Genomic DNA, 18,334 nt, shown 5'->3' with positions numbered 1-18,334 from the left:
ATGTTGAAACCCGTATTAACCTTGTGCGTCATGTCAGGCATTCTCGTCTTATCCGGTTGTAAAGAGACGAAATCAGAAGCCTGGTACAAAGAACATCCCGATGAAACCTATAAGGTCTATACGCAATGCCTCACGGATGGTGAGGCAAGCGACAACTGCGAGTTTGCGCACCGGGCAGCATTAATGTTTGCCCAGACAGGGAAACCCGGCATCAGGGAAAAATTCGAGACCCTGTTTCAGCAGGAAGCCCAAAAAAGAAAATCCGTCACTCAGTAAGATCCCTGCCAACAAAAACAGGGATCCCTCCCTGTTTTTATCCCCTGTCTGTTCCTGACTAATGAGAGGCACCATGTCCGGTGGTATTTTTGTTGGTATGGACAAAAACATCATGGATGGACTCAATGCCGTGTTAGAAGGTCAGTCTTCGACCTACGGCACCCTAATCAGTGTGATTATCGTCAGTTCCTTCACCCTGTTTATTACGTATCGCGGGTATCAGACGCTTGGCGGCAAACTCCAGACACCGGTTGAAGATGTTGTCTGGGATGTGGGGCGCATGTTGCTGATCACCACCTTTGTTTTAAACCGCGATGGCTGGCTGGATGCCATCATTGCGGCCATTGAAGGGCTTAAGGACGGCATCAGTGGCGATGATAATGTCTGGGCGCTGCTCGACACGGTGTGGGAAAAGGCACAAGCTCTGGGGCAAACGCTGTTTAATCTCGATACCTCCACCTACGTTAAAGTGAATGGCGGCTTTGCCGAGGTGCTGGTTTGGGCCGGTGCAATCGTTCTGTTACTGGCTGCAACCTTTGTCAACCTGCTCGCCGAAATCACCATTTTGTTAATGACCACCACCGCCCCACTCTTTATTTTCTGCCTGCTGTACGGTTTTCTTAAACCCATGTTTAATAATTGGCTGAAAACACTATTTACCGCAATCTTAACGATCATGTTCTCTGCCCTGTCTGTCCGGATCGCCATCAACTACCTGAATAAAGTACTGGATGCCGCCACAGCAACGTCTGCAGAAAGCAATATGGTGACCCTGGCGGCGCAATGTTTGCTGGCCGGGATTGCCGCAGGCGTCGTGGTGTATTTTTCAGCGAAAATAGCCACTGCGCTGAGCGGTGCCGCCGTACAGGCCGTGTTACAGGGTGCAGCCATGAGCGGACTGCGTGGGCTGGTGAGCAGATCTGCCGACGTCGCCAGACCCGGCATAAAGGCCGGGGGCCGACTGACCGCCAAAGGTGGCATGGCAGCAGCCGCGACAACCGGCAGGTTCATTGCCGCAGGTGCGGGCAAAGCCGTGAACGCCTGGCAGAAACGTGCCACCGCCATCGAAAGCATGAAACGCCAGAATCAGCAGCGTCACCGTTAATCCTCCCGACCGCTAATTTCTTTTCTCCGTCACGCCGTGGCCTCTGCCAGCGGTGCGGCCTTCCTGCATTAATCCGATAAGAGGCTTCCATGAAATTCAGCATCTTGCTTCTGGTGCTGTGCGCGCTTACTGGCTGCGCGCAGCATCAGGGCGACCTCCCGCCGGTGTCCGGCGATCCCCAGCCGGTTAATTCCCCCGCCATGATCCAGGAGCTGACTCACCATGTCTGATATTCAGAACATCATCAATGTCTCGCGCTCTTTTGAATCCATCCTGCTGGAAAAGGAAGAGCGTTCCCGCAAAACCGCCTGGCGGGTGGCCGCTGCCGGGCTGATTCTGGCTGCGCTGGCAATTACGGCCATTATTATTCTGCTGCCGCTGAAAACCACTGACATTGAATTGTGGTCGGTGGATAAACAGACCGGTCGTTATGAGTATATGACCCGCATTAAAGAGAGGGATATTGCGTCTGAAAAAGCGCTGGCCCATTCACTGGCGGCACACTATGTCAGACTCCGCGAAGGGTATAATTATTTCTCCCTCCAACGTGATTACGACGACATACAGTTATTTAACAGCGACAGCGTGAACCGGGATTATCTGGACGGGTTTAACGGCGACCAGGCTCCGGACGTTATTTTTAATAAAGCCGAATATGTCGTCTATATCGACATTATTTCTAATGTGCATGCGCCTGCCACCGGACCGGATAACCTGGCAACACTGCGTATTAAGCGCACCCTTCGCCGTATTACTGATAATTCAGTGAAAACGGATTTCTGGAATATCCGCCTCACTTACCGTTATGTCCCGCATCAGCAACTGACAGACAGCCAGCGTGAAGTGAACCCGCTGGGCTTTATCGTCACCAGCTACCAGCGCGATAAAGAACTGAGGAGCGAATGATGCTGAAAAACACCCTGCTCCTGACAGGCTTACTCGCGTCATGCGCGGCATGGAGCGCCGCCACCCCGCGCGGCAGCGGCTATGACAGCCGGATGCAGAACGTATCGTATAACAGCCAGAACGCCACCGTGGTGAACACCCGCCCCGGCTACGTCACCACGCTGCTGTTTGACGACGATGAAACTGTGATTGACGCGCAAGCGGGCTTTCCCAAAGGCTGGACGGTGACGAAAAGTGATAACCGGGTGGGCGTCAGCCCGAACCCCATCACCCAGCCGGTGACGGACGCCAGCGGCAACAACGTCAGCCAGGTATTTTTGCCCACGGCGAAGGACTGGAAGACCAACCTCTTCGTGGTGACCTCAAAGCGTGATTACAGTCTGGAGCTGAACGTGTTGGATCACGATTCCCCCGCACAGGCGTTCGTTATCCGTTACCACTATCCGACCGAGGCTCGCCAGCAATCCGCCGCCGCCAGCGCCGCGCGTCAGGCGCAGCAGCGTGAAAGACAGGAGAAGCAGAAGATAGCAGCGGCATTCGGACAGGCCAGCACGCCACGCAACTGGCGCTACACCAAACGGGTCGCCGCCGGTTCGATCTCCATCGCACCAGATTTTGCCTGGGACGATGGCCGCTTCACCTGGCTCGGATTCTCGCATCTCAGAACCCTGCCTTCCTTTTTCCGGGTGGTTAACGGACGGGAGCAGGCGCTCACGCCCCGGACAGTTAAGCAGGGTAATTACACCGTGATGGTGGTGCCGGCAGCGCCACAACTGGTGCTGCGTTACGGCACCTCGGTGGTGGGGATCGAAAACGACGGATTCGGGCGCATCCCGATAACCCGCAGCGACACTGTTTCACCGTCCGTTACGCTGGAGGCGAAATGACCGATAAACCTGTCCCGGACGAACCGGAAAAAACCACCGCAGAGCGGGAAGCGGAAGCCCGCGAACGCGCCCGGGCGGCAATGGCGTATCAGGAGCCGGAGCAGAAAACACCCCCCGGCCAGCCGGAAGTGACCCGTTTTCGTAAGGTATCCGGTCGCCGCACGCTGATCGTCAGCCTGCTGAGTCTGACTCTGGTGATCGTCCTGGCATCCGGCGGCGATCGTCTTTTCAGTGCATTGAAAGGGGGTAATGAGAAAGAAGCCGACACCGCGCCGCCGCCCTCCGCCGGGAAGACGCTGCAGGAGCGTCAAAATCTGGGCATGGACAGTAACCCGTTTGGCCTGTTCGGGCCGCACACACAGGACGAAACAGACCCTGCCCGCCAGGCCGTCACTCCCGCACCCACCCTGCCACCAGCCCCACCCGCCCTGAACAAGGCAGCCGCACTGGCTGACGGGCTGAACAACGCCCGAACAATGCCGGGTGATACTGCACGCACGTCCCCGGGTGAAACGCGTAGCCACGCAGAAACGTCCAACAGTCCGTCATCATCCACGACATACACATCCTGTCCATCAGTACTGACCAGGGGAAAGGATGGCAACCTGCGCTGCCCGGAGACTGCCGCGCCGGAAACGGGTAACAACGACAATCCGGGCGTCGCCCGTGTCACCGGCGTCAGACGGCTGGGCCTCGATCCTGATCTCTATATCCCGGTGGACCGCTATATCCCGTGTTCGATGATGTGGCGCTTCGTGTCCGATGTCGCGGGGCATATTTCCTGCATGGTCAGTGAAGATGTTTACAGCGCCAGCAACCATGTGACGCTGATCCCGGCGGGAACGGTCGCACGTGGCATCTACCGCACCGGGGCGCTGCAACACGGACGCAGCCGGATGTTTGTGCTGTGGACGGAGCTGCGTACGCCTGAGCCCGGCAGCCTGCAAATCCCGCTCAGCAATACGCAGGCCAGCGGCCCGCTTGGCGAGGCGGGGATCTCAGGTTGGATCGACAATCACTTCTGGGAGCGCTTCGGCAATGCCCTGATGCTCAGTGCGGTGCAGGACGTGGCAGCGGCAGCGTCAGATGCTGCCCCGGGTAAAGACCGCAATACCGACTACACCGAAAACACCCGCGCCGCCACGGCGGAAATGGCCAAAACGACGCTGGACAACAGCATCAATATCCCGCCCACCCTGTACCTGAATCAGGGTGATGTCATCGGCATCATGACCGGCACCGATATTGATTTCTCATCCGTCTGGCAGCTACGACTGAAAAAGAGGTGGTATGAACGCTGAAAACCTGTCGCTGGATTTTATGAAAAACCAGCTGTTTGGTGAGTTTATTGCGCAGGACGGCCTGACGGAAATTGCCGTTAACCGGCCGGGTGAACTGCATACCAAAATCCGGGGGAAATGGCGAAGACATGAAGCCCCGATTACGCTGCGTCAGTGTTACGCCTTTGCCAGAGCGCTGGCGTCGTGGCAGGACGATAATATCGACGACACCTCGCCGATCCTTTCCGCCACGCTCGAGTCAGGCGAGCGCATTCAGGCCATTATTCCCCCGGCCTGTGAGCGTAATACCGTATCCATTACGCTGCGCAAGCCCTCATTCGGGCAGAAAACGCATCAGTCATGGATTGATGCGGGATTTTATAACCGGGTGACCGGTAAGGAGCGAACGGAAGGCAAAGATGTTGAACTGACCCGCTACTATCAGAGTGAGGATATTCCCCGCTTTATGGAAAAAGCGGTGGAATACGGCAAGACGATTTTTATCGTCGGTGAAACCGGCTCCGGTAAAACCACCTATATGAAAACGCTGCTGCACTCTATTCCACGGCACCTCAGGCTGACCACCATCGAGGATAATCCCGAAATCCGGTTCTATCACCACACCAACTATGTCCATCTCTTTTATCCGGCGGATGCCGGGGATAATGCCATTGTCACGCCCGGCAGACTGATACGCGCCAATTATCGTATGAACCCTGACCGGATATTACTGGCTGAAATTCGCGGACAAGAAGCCTGGGATGCGCTGAAAATCGTCGGTTCCGGGCATGAGGGATTAATGACTTCCCTGCATGCGGGCAGCCCGGAAGAATGCATTGAAGGGTTAATTGACCGCTGCTATGAAAACCCTGACTGCCGGAACATGCCTTTCGACGTGCTGTTACGCAAGGTGCTTAAGAGCATTGATGTGATAGTCAGCATTGATATTCACGGTGACATACGCCGCATGAGTGATATTTATTTTAAACCCCTTCATCTCAAAGACATGAGAGGTGTATTCAGTAAAGGGCTTCAATAAATAACTTATCGAATTACGCAACCCTCGTTTAAATATGAAGGTAACCGAAATGAAAAAAACAATATCTTCCGCATTATTGCTCTGCATTATGGCGTCATATTCCACCTCCGTCATGGCCGCTGACGCCTGTGAAGTGGTGTTATGCATGTACGGTAAAGCCACCGGGAACGGCGGCGGCAATGAATGCCATTCTGCTGAACGTGCATTCTTTAATATCGTCAAAAAGAACAAGCACGGTTTTCTGCCGGACCATACTGCCGATGCCAGAAAATCATTTTTACTTGAATGTAAATCTGCAGACCCGGCAATTATCAGCCAGATAATCAGTAAATTTGGCCGCGTGCGTAGTTAATTAGCGGAGGTTATCTTTATGACCAAACTGGGTTTTATTCAGCATCCCTGGACACATCAGCGCGGGGATTCCATGCGCGCAGCCTGCGTTATTGATCACCTTGAGAATGAGGCGATGCACGGATGCGGCCTTTATTATGAAATTTATCACTACCGGGTTATATGCCGGTTATTGCAATTACTGCAAACACTGAACGCCACTGACAGAATAACGCTGACAGAGGAAGCTAACCGGCGTGGGTTTACACTGGATGAAACCAGCATTAAAGAAAGTCGTCAGTGTTATTCCAACATCATCAGGGAAGTCCGTGAGAGCCACTATTAATCCCTGCCTTAGTTTTATTCGCAGGTCTCCTATAGTGCCCAAATATTTTAGCCGAGTCCGGCTAAAGGCGTGGCGGTTTTCAGGTTTTTACGGCCCGGCACATTTTTCGCGGATTAAGGCGTGAAGAAATGGGGCCGTAAAAATGAGGCAGCGGACAGAATTATTTTCGCGGGTTAAGGAGCGAAAATAGTTCAGGCACCGCGCCTCACCGGCAAACAGCCGCGCCCACGCGGATTTTGCCGGCCGGGGGGAGCCGAATAAATTTCGCCGCCCCAGCGAGCGAAAAGCTGTCGCCCACGACAGCGGTTTATTTGGGGGGCACAGCCCCGCACACCGTCGCGGCTAAGTCTCCGGCCAAAAGCCGGTAGCGTGGCGCGACCACCCTCTTTAAAGGTCAGCTTCCCTTTTATTCCCGCTGCGAGGCACGAGCAAAGGGAAGAAAAAGGCGAAAGCGACCGTCTTAAAGGGGGTGGTCGCGCGTAGCGGGCGACGGTGTGCCGCCGTTGACGTTGGGGGTTTTGGCGCGGCGTCCAGCCACGACATTACCCCCATGCGACATATCATAAGGGCATCCAGCCCGCATGTACTGGCGCATGCCGTGTCGTGCAGGGAAGCATGCTTTCCTGCACATGGCCGCACAGCGGCCACCTTCTTCGTCCCTGACGTTCGCCCCGCCTTTTCGCCCGACCCCGTGGGGCGAACTGATGGGGCGATGTCATGGGGCGAACTGCTGACGAAGGAGGCATCGTGATTTTGAATAAGCTGGCCGTTTCACTGTCGCCGATAGCGAATGGCGCGCTGAGCTTCATTGCTTGTATGCAACAGCACCAGATGATGCTGGCGCTGTTATCGGGGCTGACGATGCCGTTTTTCGCGTCGATGAAAAGCGATGAACGGCAAAAAGCCCCGTTGTGGCAAAAGCTGATGATTGCTTTTTCCCTGCTGTGTTTTCTTTCCGGTACGATGGCCCCGGTTGTTATCTGGATTTTCCAGTGGTTTTATCAAGGGCGGGTCATCGCCAGCGTCCCCGTGTTAACCTGGCCGGTGCTTATTTCCTTTACTATTGCCGGCTTTATTTTTCATATTCTGCTGCGCAGAGCATTAACCCCCGAACTGGATAAAATAAAGAAGCGCCTCGTCAGAAAAACCGCGCTTGAGCGGGAATTACGCACGGATGTCCGTACAGTGAAATCCCTGCTGCCGGAAACATTGCATTATGACCCGCTGGATTATATCGACCTGAACAAAGGGTTATTTATTGGCATGGACCGCGATATTCAGCCGATGTACCTGCCGTTAAAGGACTGGCAAAAACAACACGCGGATATTATCGGCACCACCGGAGCTGGTAAAGGGGTGGCCACCGGCATATTACTATATCAAAGCATTCTGGCCGGCGAAGGCGTTTTTGTTATGGACCCCAAGGATGATGAATGGGCCCCCCACCTTTACCGCAAGGCCTGCGAGGATGCAGGCAAACCCTTTGCCTTAATTGATCTAAGGAAACAGGCATACCAGTTAAACCTGATTGAAGAGATTAATGCAGATGAACTGGAAGAGCTTTTTGTTGCCGGTTTCAGTCTGGCAGAGAAAGGTCAGGAGTCGGACTTTTATCGCATTGACGACCGGAAAGCCGCCCGGATAGCCGCGCAGTTTGTCAACCGTAATACTTCCTCAACCATTCGGGATGTGTATAACGGCGACTACGTTCAGGGTATTGCCGATAAGATAAAAGCCTTCTTCGGGAAAATTGAAGAACTTGCCTTACTCAATGCCATCAATGCGCCCACCGGATTTTCGCTTAATACGATATTTGAGGAAGGCGGTTGCTGTTATGTGATTGGCTCAATGCGCAACAGCAAAATCATTACCGCGCAGCGCATGCTGCTGGTTCGCCTGTACCAGCTGGCAGAAAGGCGCGAGAGAGTGAAAGACGTGCCCCGCCCCATTGCTATTTATCTTTCCGAACTGAAATACCATTTATCCAGGCCCGCGCTGGAGGGTTTAGGCGCGGCGCGGGATAAAGGCGTGCATATTATTATGGACCATCAGTCGATTGCCGATTTAAAAGACTGCCCGGCAGATTTGAAAGGTGACGCCGTTGTCGGCGCGGTCGTTGAGAACGCCAAATTCAAACTGGTTTATCGTGTCATGGATCCGGACACTGCTGAATGGGTGGCAAGGATGTCAGGCACTATATTAGTCGATGATGAGGTCCGCAAAGCCAAAACCGATGCCGTGCTGACAGAGACTATCGACAGTGAACGCACCATCAGGCAGGCAGAGCGTTTCTTTACCGACAGCAATATGATCCTGAACCTACCCGATTTTGTCAGCTTCATCTTCACGACAAAAACACTCCCGGCTGCTTCGCTGATTTCGCCCATCAGGGTGAAAAAACGCGAACTGGAGATCTGCGCCGTGTCGCCCGCGATTGCCGCCACCGCCGCAACGGTAAATATCACCCTGAATTTTAACGAGGAGGAAACTTCCCCCGGACCCGCATCAAAGACGGATATCACCACAACGCGACCCGATCTTTTTTTTGATAATACGGACGAAGAAGACACAACAACACCGAACACCGATAAAGAGGAAAACCCATCATTGCTGGATTTTTAAAGGGGGAATGATGCTGATCACCGCATATAGCGAACGCCAGACGCGACACCGCGAAAAAATACAACGACTACTGAATTTCCTGAAAGAAGAAACGTACAGTGATTTTAAAACGCTGATGCTGCTGTTTGGCTTCAGGGATCATAAATCGCTGTATTCCCTGCTTTCAAAAGTCGAGGGAATGGGCTTAATACAAAAGCACGTCCTGGTATCGCGCACCATGAAAATTTCATTGTGGGGAATAACCAGTGACGGGATAGCCGTTGTGTTAACACCTGATGACGTGCTTTTCCCGGCACGGTTTGAGCCGTCAAAAATTACCGGCTGGACGCTGGAGCACCACCTAGATAATCAGGCAGCCCGCATCATCCTTGAGCAAAAAGGCGCATACGGGTGGATAAACGGCGATCGCACGACCTTCCTCAGCCGTTATCAGGTCAGTCACCGGCCCGACGGGCTGATCACCCTCCCCGGTGGCCCCGTGATCGCCATAGAGACCGAGCGCCGCCTGAAAACCAAAGCCCGCTACCAGTCGATCATCGCCAGCCATTTACTGGCCCGGACCCGTAAAGACTGGATTTACGTTTTTTATATCGTGCCGGACCCGCAGAAAAAACGCGGCCTTGAAAGGCTGTTTGACAGCATCAGGCACGTCATCGTTAACCATCAGCACATCCCGCTGGAAACCCGCCACCGGAATGTGTTCCGCATCTACACGCTCGACGAGCTGCAACGGCTCGATATAGGCCACTGCCTATAGTTTTTCTGTATCACTGACAGTCTCAACCCGCCCACCAACAGCGCAATGACCTGAAATCATGCCCTCCCGAAATACTCACCCAACATCAGAACAGACAGGACACCAGAATGAACAGAGAAACTGACCGACTTTCGGACGTACTGACTGAAATGAGCGCAAAAGCGCTGGTGACATGGATGACGCATTTGGCATTGCACGACATACCGCGCGAAGCATTACTGGAACGCGGCCACGATTTTGTGTACGCCCTGAACGCAAATTTTGTGCTGCTACGCGATGTTCTGTCAGAAACGCTGGAAGATATTGAGCAGCAGAGTCATGATATTGAAGAAAGACTAGATAGCCTGGAACAGCGCCTTCAGACGCTTCAGAAAGATACCGATAATTTGTATTAGCTCGCCTTTGACCTGTCACAACTACGACATAGAGCCAAACCTAATCTGACAGGCAGCTTTGTGCCAAGAGCGGAAATTGATGACCAAGTTTAAGTACCTCATCGGTGTGAATGAAAATGGAAATTATCTGGCTGCCGGTGAACGTGATAATTTCATAGAAATCCCGCTGCATTCAGGTTAGAGGAAAATTCTACTTATTCCTGCATTGTTCTTTCGGGGGGGGTACCCCTGCACCAGAAAATTAACAAATATAGCTAATTCAATCGGTGACAGGATAATGCCCCTCCCTCCGTATATTCTAACAATTAATAAACTTACAATCTGTTTTTATGTTCAGCAAGTCTAAAAAATCTTCCTCTGATATTTTTCGTCTCAATCCAATTTTAAAAGTAGAATTGCTACCATAAAATAAGTCGTAGTGATGCAAGGGATGTATGTCTTTTTTACCATGTTTTTCATAGTTAATCCTATCATAGTCATACCTTAAATATCCATCTTCCATCATGAGTAACTCTCTCAAAAAACTCCAATAATTCTCATTACAACTATCCTCTTGATATAAGGATATTTTCTCAATAAATTCCAAGCTACAGCCACTATAAAAACTCGGCTCATTTATTAATGATATAACCTCAGATGTAATTCGATTATCAACTTCCATCTCGTTTCTAAATTTGAATGAGTAGCCTTCATTTTTCTTAATGTAAAATGGGAACATAATTGAGAAATATTTATCAGATTTCACAAAAAATATTCTACTCATTTTATCAATTCTAACTATAATCTTACCCTTAGCGTTGCTTTCTTTAATTGTCGGATTGATAAGCATATACTTAATACTATTCATCAATAGTTCTATTATCTGGATTTTATTTTTAATCGGCTTAAAAAATCTATCCATATAAGATTCATCTATATCAAATGAGTACTCAATCATCTGCAGTAGTACTTTTTGTTATCGTTAATAAATTCAACAATCCCATCCTCATCAAAATCGTCTTTATAACTTTCAGGTAAAGACTGGATGAATTTCTTCCAATATTTCTTTTCAATCCCTTCTCTTGTTAAAATATCATTAATAAAATCATAGAAGGAGACGTTAGATTGACTTTTAACCTTAACAATACGCTTCTGTATTCTTTCTTTTTCTTCCCTACTTGGCTCTTTTGTTTTAATTACATCTTGTGTATTAATTATATCTAAACCATCAAGTTGGCATTGGATTTTTTCATACTTTTCAACCAACAAGTAAGACTGAAGAAATGAACGGGTTAACATTGTGTAAAGACTATTTCTATATGTATAATTATCTTTAATTTCCTTTGTCACACAAATAACAAAAGGGAATTCCAATCCTTTGACATTATTAACATTTGAAATAAACAATTGATTGGGTATTTTTTTCTTAGTCTCTACTGCTTTATTAACATCCCATTTAAGCTCAGTTCTAATTTTAAACTCTAAACGATCTATATAATCATAGATGTAATTATCTTTATCTAACATGATTATAGCAATATCATTTGATTCTACCGTCGGATTATCATTTTTAATATGCTTTAAAATATCAATAACTTGTGACTCATTTATATGTTTCATGATATTCATGTTCGATATTTTTGTCTCTTCTAAATCCTCAAACCTCCGAATAGAATCACGAGAGAGTGTCACTTCTTTGTTTGCTTTATTGATAGTATAACCACTACTTTCCCACTCACTATCTTCTAACCAATTGAGTTTGTTTTCCTCAAAAAGCCCCATTCCAATAGCATGTGCAAACATTAAAATCCGAGGTGCCGTTCGGTAACATTTGTTAAGTACATAGTCGACATTTTCAACTTCTTTCTTGATGTTATTTTCAAAAATATCCTGAAAAATATCACCAGCTACGTATACCTTGTGTCTAGTAATCTTTTCACACAACTCAAAAAATACTTCAGGAAAGTCTTGTTTTTCATCAATTAAAATATAATCAAATGCATATTCTAAGTCTTCAATTTTATTAATTTCAATTAATGCCTTAGAAAAAATCTCATGGTAACTAGTGTTTTTGCTCCACCTTGAAAAAGAAATTCCATAAAAATCACAGATATAACTATATAACCCAGAGTCTTTATCTTGCTTAGAACCCCACGCCCTATCAACCCACAACTCATTATTCCATTTGATTTGTTTTTCGACTTTCATAAAGTCAAAAAACGTTGGAATCCTATCTTTCAGTGTATGAGATAATGCTTTATTATGACACGTAAAGAAAATTTTAATCTTATCTTCCGATGCATATATTTCTTTTAGTTTATGCATTAAAAGCTCGGTTTTACCAGTGCCAGACAAACCTTGGATTGATATTCTTTTATTTGGTAGTTGCTTGTATATAAATCGAGTTTGCTCACCATCAAATAAAATTATATTATGCTTTACTTTTTCAAGAAGCGTTGTTGGAGTTTCAACTCCGACCTTATCTATATTATTTATACTACCCGTAATTAATGATATCAAAAGCTCACACTTTCTATAGTCAGCCTCATCAAGTTGATTCTCTTTCAAAATTTCTGAGCAATCAAAGTCGTTATCTAGCGTAACCTGGCTCGTGAAACCTTCTTTTAATTTTCGAGCTCTTCCTATATGTTTTTGATATCTATATTTATCAGATATAGAGTTAACATCCTCCATAAAATCTTCGTAATATTCATCAAATTCATCTTCATCATTTTTTAAATCAATGAATATTATTTTGTGCTTTGGTGAAAGTATTACTATAGTATTTTCTGAATAAGAGTAACTATATTTGTTTTCACCTAATGGAGCTGTTATTAAGTATAACTGTTCAGTTGGGTTTTGTTCAGCATACTCCTCGATATTTTGAATAACATTTGTATTCAATTCACTCTTTTCTATATGATTATAAAATAAACTATTTGGCATGCTGCTAGTCACCTGATAATGTTAATAGTAACCACCGTAAGTGGTGGATAAACCTATAAGTTATTATCTAACAATTTTAGGGAACTTCCAACCAAGTATATGCAGAAAGATGGGCATTTCTGAGGCCACCTTTTACAACTGGAAGAAGAAATTTTCCGGTCTGGGTGTGACAGAATTGCGCCGTCTGCGGCAACTGGAAGATGAAAATCAGCGGCTGAAGAAACTGGTGGCCGCTCTGAGTCTGGACAAGGAGATGCTGCAGGAGGTGCTGAAGCAAAAGTTCTGAGGCCGGCTCAGAAGCGCCAGGCGGTACATTTTCTGCGTGAGGCTTATCGCATCAGTGTCCGTCGGGGATGCGGGTTGCTGATACTGAGCAGAACTGTCTATCACTGGCAGAGTCGGCGTGATGATCGGGCAATAACCCTGCGCATCAGGGAAATTGCGGAAACACGAATACGCTACGTCCGCGCATTCATGTCCTGCTGCGACGGGAAGGCTGGCTGATAAACTATAAGAAAACACACCGGATTTACTATCTGGAAGGCCTGAATCTGCGCAGGAAACGTCCCCACAGACATATCAGTGCGGCACACCGTCCGCAGCGTCCGCCCCTGACGCACATCGATAAGTACTGGAGTATGGACTTCGTGTCGGATCGTCTGTTTAACGGACGGCACTTCCGGGCGCTGACTGTAGTGGATAATTTTAGTCGGGAATGTCTGGCGATCCATGACGGAAAATCACTGAAGGGTGAGGTTGTGGTCAGTGTAATGGAAGCGCTGCGGGTGCTGGATAAGCGCCTGCCGGTACGTATTCAGACGTATAACGGCAGTGAGTTTATCTCGAAAAGTCTGGATAAATGGACGTATGAACACGGTGTCACGATGGACTTCTCCCGACCCGGCAAGCCGACAGATAACCCGTATATTGAGTCATTTAACGGAAGTCTGCGGGATGAGTGTCTGAACATTCACTGGTTTTTGTCACTGGAAGATGCACAGGACAAACTCGACAACTGGCGCAGGGAATATAATCATGAGAGAACCCATTCATCATTAAATGACATGACTCCGGCGGAATTTATCCGAAGTATCCAGAAAGATGAAGATCTCTGATTTAGCACTGTACTGATTTTGGACCAGGGTCATACCCGAGCTCGTTACAGCTTGGCGTTTGTCGTTGAGGAGGAACATCTTAAAAATATAAAGCTGCCGCCTTGGGTTGGGCTTGTGTAAGTCGATGCTAACGTCTAACCATTTAACTTCCGCTTCTCGCTGTGGGTTCAACGGGCCGATGCAACACTAGGTTTACTTTCAGAGTGGGCTGGAATCAATGATTTCGTCAGGTCTGCTTTTCGCTCAAAGCTGTCCTTGATGTCACCGAGACTGTCCGCCCCGTGCCAAAAGCAGACAGTAGGAGTAATCATTTAACCTGCATCGACTCATAGCTTATCTTATACGTACAGACCATAACTTACGCATACTTCATCCGAATTGCGGTCTCAATTTTCTTGTGCATCGGACTATTGGACATATCATATTTATCAGCGGAAGAATTGTGTAACTCAGGACACGATAGCATATTAAGAACCTTGAATATAAAAATGCTTGCATTTACCGAGGACATCTGGATGTACTCAATGCATTCCTTATAACGTTCACATAAACATAGTATAAACGCTAGATCATCCGGTCTCTGAATCTTGAAATACTGCTCTTCAACACCGACCAACCACGCAGTAGACTGGTGAGCAGGGTGTACAACTTGACAAAGTTCAGCATATAGATTTTTGAGGGGAAGGCCCTCGCTATCCAACGGAGCAATATAATCGCTAGCTGTTTTTGCTTTGTGACTCTTAGGTGCATCTTCGTGCTTTGTTAACTTACGTGCAAAAGCGAAATGAATCAGGCTATCTTCCAACTCCTTGCTCTCTACTCGATTCAGTGTTGGACGACGCAGAAGCGCATCTTCAATATGGCTTGATGCTTGCGCCATAGTGAGGGGCACACTGGCTAAGGCATCGTATGTATCGGTCGCACACTCAAGGATACCTCTGAGGCCAGAACAAAAAGCAATGTAATTTGGGTTGATGACCGAGCTGTTATGGCAAAGTTCGAACCATTTATCATGCCTGATGAGATTGGAGGTCGCTGCCCAATGTGAGCGATACAATATCTCAATCCAATACACATAGTTTGAATCAATCTCGCTCAATAACTTAAAGTCATTGGAGGTTAAAAACTGATAGTTTTTATTATAAGAACCCTCAAGTAGATCTTGAATTATTGGGGGGTATATTTCTCCGGGCAGACCAAAAATATCTTTTACCGAATTTTTCACATTAATTCCTTTTTTCGAATTTAGTTGAGTGGTATTTTTGTGTCTAATATTAAATTAATAGGCTAAATAATACTATCTCCTCAAGTCTTTTACCATCATTGCTCACTAATACCTTTTGTAGTGATGTTATGGACGCCCCTCCCTGAAGTAGCCAGTGCCATACTCTATTGACTGCAATTAATTCAGGAGTGATATCACATGAACACAATCAGAGTTGTTGGTATCGACATTGCCAAATCTGTTTTTCAGGTATGCGTCTGGATGGTTGATGGTTCAATTGCATATAACAAGAAGATCTCCCGTTCAAAATTGCTGGATTGCGTTCGACACTTCGAGCCCGGAACGCTTATCGCGATGGAGGCATGCTCTACTTCGCACTTCTGGGGCAGAACCTTCAGAACGATGGGATACAGCGTCAGACTGATACCTGCCCAGCACGTTAAAGCCTTTGTCAGAAGCCAGAAAAACGATGCTAATGATGCGCTGGCGATTTGTGAAACAGCACTCCGCCCTGGCATCCACTTTGTTCCGGTCAAAACTGCTGAGCAGCAGGATATCAAAGCGCTGCGAAATACTCGTCAGCTCATGGTTGAGCAAAGAACGGCGCTGGCTAACCAGCTTCGTTCTCTGCTCGCTGAATATGGTCTCATTATCCCTGTCGGGATCCAGTGCCTCCAGCAGCACCTGCCTGAACTGATGGAAGACGCGTCGAATGAGTTAACGTTCACTGTCCGCCGTTTACTTTCTACATTGCGGGAAGACATGCAGGCGCTGAATGAACGCGTCTCCGGACTGGATAAGGAAATTGCTGCATTGTCTTCACAACAAGCTGCCTATCGCCATTTGTTAACTATTCCGGGAGTCGGCCCGGTCATCGCGGCAGCGTTTATCAGTGAAGTGGATGCAGGGCAATTTTCCAGCGGCAGAGAGTTATCAGCCTTGTGTGGCCTGGTTCCCCGGCAGCACAGTTCGGGAGGCAAGCAACGATTATCCTCCGTGACAAAAAATGGCAATCGTAGTCTCAGAACATTAATCATCCATGGAGCACGGTCTGTAATGCGCTGTATGAAAAAGCGCGATGACAGTCTGGGCCTTTGGCTGCAAAGGCTTGAAGCTCGTCGGGGGTTCCTGAAAACCACGGTTGCACTGGCGAATAAACTGACGAGAATTATCTGGCGTGTGCTGACCGATGGGGTTGATTTTAATATGCAGAAGGCCGTTGCGATGAATTAGCTAAAAACAGCAATTTACAGAAACTTATTTAACTGAGTTTGCAGGCACTGATGAGAAAACGGCTACCGTCCCTGTAACAGCCTGAAGTTGACCTGGGTAATCATATACCGGTGTAGTGATAAGGAAACAGGGCTCGGATAACATCATGGCGCGGGTAAATTAACCCACTAACGACGCCGGATATATGGTCGCAAACCGTATCGAACCAGTACTTGTAACACCCGGGGCGTCCATATATGGTCAGCAAAAACTGGCCACCACTTTAGATGTTTCCCTGAATTATGCTGGCCTAACATATTCAGCCAGCATGAGGTTTACTGGCAAACTGCCAGAATTTTAGCACTTTTATGATCATGTGAGCGATATCGAAATGACTTCTGCATCGTATAACCGAGCGCTGTTTATCGGGACCGCCGTTGGCTCTCTCAAGGCACATCGATTGTATCTTGAAGTGTGTAGTAGGTAGTTTAGCTAGCTGACCAGTTATCCGCAGATCAACACCTGTCAATGTTAGCCATGCCTTTATTATCTATGCGAGAATTTCCGCTATTCGCTCTTAACTGACTGCCATATATGGCTGTGTGCAGTACGAGAAAGCCAAACGGCGATATGAGCTAATGCAGTTAACCACATGGAGTAATTACACATCAATCCCTCCTCGGGGTTGTCTTAATTCCACTGCAGGAACATGACTGTTCGGTGCTCGCCCTGCCTGCGCTCCGCCTCACTCATGTTCCTACAGCGTTACTGTTTTAAAAGCCCCGTTCACGCAAAGCCCCATTCCTTTGCAGTGCATTCCCACTCAAAGCTTATCCATTAAATAACGATGCGCTTTCGATGCTGCACTAGCGGCCTTGAAAATATAGCGTTTGTCGTTCTTCAGTTCTTTCAGCCAGGAAGCGATATAGCTTTCATGCTGAACCTCTCCAGTAATCCCCAAATCTGCCGTCAGGAACGCGCTTCCCAACTCGGCGATCAACTCTTCAAACGCATACCCCTCACTGCCAAACTTCCCTTTCATTTCACGATTCAGGCGAATTTTTCCCCCGCTCCAGTGAATCAGCTCATGCAGGCCCGTAGCGTAGAAATTGGCGGCATCGCTAAAAAGACGACGGTCCGGTAAATGGATTTCGTCGGTTGATGGTGCGAAAAAGGCGTTCTGTCCCTTCTCAATGATGGTTGCACCACTGTTACGGAAAAGCGCTTCCGCCTGCGGTATCGGCTCAAAGGTCTCTGCCGGGAAAACTGCTTCGTCACTCAGAGGCAACCCATCAATTTGCTCAACATTAAACACGGTGAACGTCTTCAGCATCGGGATATAGTCAGTTTCTCCGTCGTCATTTTCCTTTTCCAGTGTGGTATAGAAAATGGCGGTAGTGCCGTGTTCTCCCATACGTACCTGACCGCCTTCCGCTTTTGCCTGTTTGTAGGTCATCCACCGCGAATCATTGAATCCCTGTTCTGACGCACTGATCCACAACAACATGATATTCATTCCACCGTATGCCATGCCAGTTGCGTAATTGGACGGCAAACCAGACATACCGGGGGTACGCTGCCACGGACACGCCCAGGGTTTAACACCAGTTTCCAGTGCCGCAATGATGCTGTCAGTGACGGTTTGATAAATATCAGTTTTGGTTTTGGAAAATTTCGTTTTTGGGCAGCCTGACGGGTCCAGCGGGGATACGCTGGTCACCGCTGCGGTGTTAGGGGCGCTAGCCTGGGTATGCAAGGAAATAGTCATTGTTTTTCTCCGTCAGTGGTGTGATTTTCGTCTTCGTATCGCCTGACGGTTCGCTTTCCCGGCATCGTTCCGGCCTGCAAGGGCGCAGAATGCGTGCCATTTACCCTTGCGGGACGGGTTGTGTTGGGAAACGATTAACCGGAAGC

Annotated in this window: 17 protein-coding genes and 1 pseudogene; 14 read left to right on the top strand and 4 right to left on the bottom strand. The window is 48.3% G+C overall.

What is annotated here, in order from left to right; genetic code table 11:
• From ACMGG1_RS07825 to ACMGG1_RS07770, 12 genes are all read left to right on the top strand, one after another.
• Window positions 1-276 carry an EexN family lipoprotein gene (locus ACMGG1_RS07825; protein WP_064375571.1) on the top strand — a complete coding sequence of 92 codons (276 nt, stop codon included), beginning with the start codon at window positions 1-3 and terminating at the stop codon, window positions 274-276.
• A gap of 73 nt (window positions 277-349) precedes the next feature.
• Complete coding sequence (locus ACMGG1_RS07820; RefSeq protein ID WP_120150994.1) at window positions 350-1,381, top strand: type IV secretion system protein; 1,032 nt, start codon at window positions 350-352, stop codon at window positions 1,379-1,381.
• Window positions 1,382-1,470: 89 nt separating this feature from the next.
• A complete protein-coding gene (locus ACMGG1_RS07815) occupies window positions 1,471-1,611 on the top strand; it encodes a hypothetical protein (RefSeq protein ID WP_009635182.1) in 141 nt (46 codons plus the stop codon).
• Window positions 1,604-2,287 (top strand): virB8 family protein, encoded by a 684-nt coding sequence (locus tag ACMGG1_RS07810; RefSeq protein WP_120150995.1) that lies wholly within the window; start codon window positions 1,604-1,606, stop codon window positions 2,285-2,287. Before ACMGG1_RS07815 ends, ACMGG1_RS07810 begins: the two co-directional genes overlap by 8 nt.
• A complete protein-coding gene (virB9, locus tag ACMGG1_RS07805) occupies window positions 2,287-3,174 on the top strand; it encodes a P-type conjugative transfer protein VirB9 (protein ID WP_414161450.1) in 888 nt (295 codons plus the stop codon). Before ACMGG1_RS07810 ends, virB9 begins: the two co-directional genes overlap by 1 nt.
• Window positions 3,171-4,475, top strand: a complete 1,305-nt coding sequence (gene virB10 / locus ACMGG1_RS07800; protein WP_120150997.1) for a VirB10/TraB/TrbI family type IV secretion system protein — start codon at window positions 3,171-3,173, stop codon at window positions 4,473-4,475. Before virB9 ends, virB10 begins: the two co-directional genes overlap by 4 nt.
• Complete coding sequence (gene virB11, locus ACMGG1_RS07795; protein ID WP_120150998.1) at window positions 4,465-5,493, top strand: P-type DNA transfer ATPase VirB11; 1,029 nt, start codon at window positions 4,465-4,467, stop codon at window positions 5,491-5,493. The genes virB10 and virB11 overlap by 11 nt, the downstream gene beginning before the upstream one ends.
• A 49-nt stretch (window positions 5,494-5,542) precedes the next feature.
• Entirely contained in the window at window positions 5,543-5,845 is a 303-nt protein-coding gene (locus ACMGG1_RS07790) for a TrbM/KikA/MpfK family conjugal transfer protein (protein ID WP_120151020.1), read from the top strand.
• An 18-nt stretch (window positions 5,846-5,863) separates the two neighbouring features.
• Entirely contained in the window at window positions 5,864-6,169 is a 306-nt protein-coding gene (locus ACMGG1_RS07785; RefSeq protein ID WP_120150999.1) for a hypothetical protein, read from the top strand.
• A gap of 747 nt (window positions 6,170-6,916) precedes the next feature.
• Window positions 6,917-8,791 (top strand): type IV secretory system conjugative DNA transfer family protein, encoded by a 1,875-nt coding sequence (locus ACMGG1_RS07780; RefSeq protein WP_120151001.1) that lies wholly within the window; start codon window positions 6,917-6,919, stop codon window positions 8,789-8,791.
• A gap of 10 nt (window positions 8,792-8,801) precedes the next feature.
• The gene (gene mobC / locus ACMGG1_RS07775; protein ID WP_120151021.1) at window positions 8,802-9,548 is read left to right on the top strand and encodes a MobC family replication-relaxation protein; all 747 of its coding nucleotides are present in this window, start codon (window positions 8,802-8,804) and stop codon (window positions 9,546-9,548) included.
• 107 nt (window positions 9,549-9,655) lie between these two features.
• Window positions 9,656-9,943 (top strand): hypothetical protein, encoded by a 288-nt coding sequence (locus tag ACMGG1_RS07770; protein WP_120151002.1) that lies wholly within the window; start codon window positions 9,656-9,658, stop codon window positions 9,941-9,943.
• A 298-nt stretch (window positions 9,944-10,241) separates the two neighbouring features.
• On the opposite strand, the gene ACMGG1_RS07765 is transcribed toward ACMGG1_RS07770, so the two are convergent.
• Both ACMGG1_RS07765 and ACMGG1_RS07760 read right to left on the bottom strand, forming a co-directional pair.
• On the bottom strand, window positions 10,242-10,844 hold the full coding sequence (locus tag ACMGG1_RS07765) for a hypothetical protein (RefSeq protein WP_147419255.1): 603 nt from the start codon (window positions 10,842-10,844) through the stop codon (window positions 10,242-10,244).
• A gap of 32 nt (window positions 10,845-10,876) precedes the next feature.
• Window positions 10,877-12,868: a DEAD/DEAH box helicase gene (locus ACMGG1_RS07760; protein WP_120151004.1), complete on the bottom strand. Its 1,992-nt coding sequence runs from the start codon at window positions 12,866-12,868 to the stop codon at window positions 10,877-10,879.
• 40 nt (window positions 12,869-12,908) lie between these two features.
• Here ACMGG1_RS07760 and ACMGG1_RS07755 point away from each other — a divergent pair.
• A pseudogene (locus ACMGG1_RS07755) lies at window positions 12,909-13,983 on the top strand (IS3 family transposase).
• Between the two features lie 358 nt (window positions 13,984-14,341).
• On the opposite strand, the gene ACMGG1_RS07750 reads toward ACMGG1_RS07755, so the two are convergent.
• The gene (locus tag ACMGG1_RS07750) at window positions 14,342-15,208 is read right to left on the bottom strand and encodes a hypothetical protein (protein WP_120151005.1); all 867 of its coding nucleotides are present in this window, start codon (window positions 15,206-15,208) and stop codon (window positions 14,342-14,344) included.
• Between the two features lie 198 nt (window positions 15,209-15,406).
• On the opposite strand from ACMGG1_RS07750, the gene ACMGG1_RS07745 reads away from it, so the two are divergent.
• Entirely contained in the window at window positions 15,407-16,441 is a 1,035-nt protein-coding gene (locus ACMGG1_RS07745; RefSeq protein WP_120151006.1) for an IS110 family transposase, read from the top strand.
• Between the two features lie 802 nt (window positions 16,442-17,243).
• Here the strand turns inward: ACMGG1_RS07745 and ACMGG1_RS07740 are convergent.
• The gene (locus tag ACMGG1_RS07740; RefSeq protein ID WP_120151007.1) at window positions 17,244-18,188 is read right to left on the bottom strand and encodes an ArdC family protein; all 945 of its coding nucleotides are present in this window, start codon (window positions 18,186-18,188) and stop codon (window positions 17,244-17,246) included.
• Between the last annotated feature and the right edge of the window lie 146 nt (window positions 18,189-18,334).

Origin of the sequence: Serratia sp. BNK-12, from assembly GCF_047456085.1 — a bacterium.
Taxonomy (GTDB): domain Bacteria; phylum Pseudomonadota; class Gammaproteobacteria; order Enterobacterales; family Enterobacteriaceae; genus Serratia; species Serratia liquefaciens.
Note: the sequence above shows the minus strand (reverse complement) of the source record. Positions and strands in the feature narration are given on the sequence as shown.

What these genes read in the sequence shown, in the direction of transcription:
- ACMGG1_RS07745 (WP_120151006.1), top strand. Translation starts at nt 15,407, where the DNA reads ATGAACACAATCAGAGTTGTTGGTATCGACATTGCCAAATCTGTTTTT.
- ACMGG1_RS07770 (WP_120151002.1), top strand. Translation starts at nt 9,656, where the DNA reads ATGAACAGAGAAACTGACCGACTTTCGGACGTACTGACTGAAATGAGC.
- virB9 (WP_414161450.1), top strand. Translation starts at nt 2,287, where the DNA reads ATGCTGAAAAACACCCTGCTCCTGACAGGCTTACTCGCGTCATGCGCG.
- ACMGG1_RS07820 (WP_120150994.1), top strand. Translation starts at nt 350, where the DNA reads ATGTCCGGTGGTATTTTTGTTGGTATGGACAAAAACATCATGGATGGA.
- virB11 (WP_120150998.1), top strand. Translation starts at nt 4,465, where the DNA reads ATGAACGCTGAAAACCTGTCGCTGGATTTTATGAAAAACCAGCTGTTT.
- ACMGG1_RS07785 (WP_120150999.1), top strand. Translation starts at nt 5,864, where the DNA reads ATGACCAAACTGGGTTTTATTCAGCATCCCTGGACACATCAGCGCGGG.
- ACMGG1_RS07815 (WP_009635182.1), top strand. Translation starts at nt 1,471, where the DNA reads ATGAAATTCAGCATCTTGCTTCTGGTGCTGTGCGCGCTTACTGGCTGC.
- mobC (WP_120151021.1), top strand. Translation starts at nt 8,802, where the DNA reads ATGCTGATCACCGCATATAGCGAACGCCAGACGCGACACCGCGAAAAA.
- ACMGG1_RS07740 (WP_120151007.1), bottom strand. Translation starts at nt 18,188, where the DNA reads ATGACTATTTCCTTGCATACCCAGGCTAGCGCCCCTAACACCGCAGCG.
- ACMGG1_RS07790 (WP_120151020.1), top strand. Translation starts at nt 5,543, where the DNA reads ATGAAAAAAACAATATCTTCCGCATTATTGCTCTGCATTATGGCGTCA.
- virB10 (WP_120150997.1), top strand. Translation starts at nt 3,171, where the DNA reads ATGACCGATAAACCTGTCCCGGACGAACCGGAAAAAACCACCGCAGAG.
- ACMGG1_RS07760 (WP_120151004.1), bottom strand. Translation starts at nt 12,868, where the DNA reads ATGCCAAATAGTTTATTTTATAATCATATAGAAAAGAGTGAATTGAAT.
- ACMGG1_RS07825 (WP_064375571.1), top strand. Translation starts at nt 1, where the DNA reads ATGTTGAAACCCGTATTAACCTTGTGCGTCATGTCAGGCATTCTCGTC.
- ACMGG1_RS07765 (WP_147419255.1), bottom strand. Translation starts at nt 10,844, where the DNA reads ATGGATAGATTTTTTAAGCCGATTAAAAATAAAATCCAGATAATAGAA.
- ACMGG1_RS07810 (WP_120150995.1), top strand. Translation starts at nt 1,604, where the DNA reads ATGTCTGATATTCAGAACATCATCAATGTCTCGCGCTCTTTTGAATCC.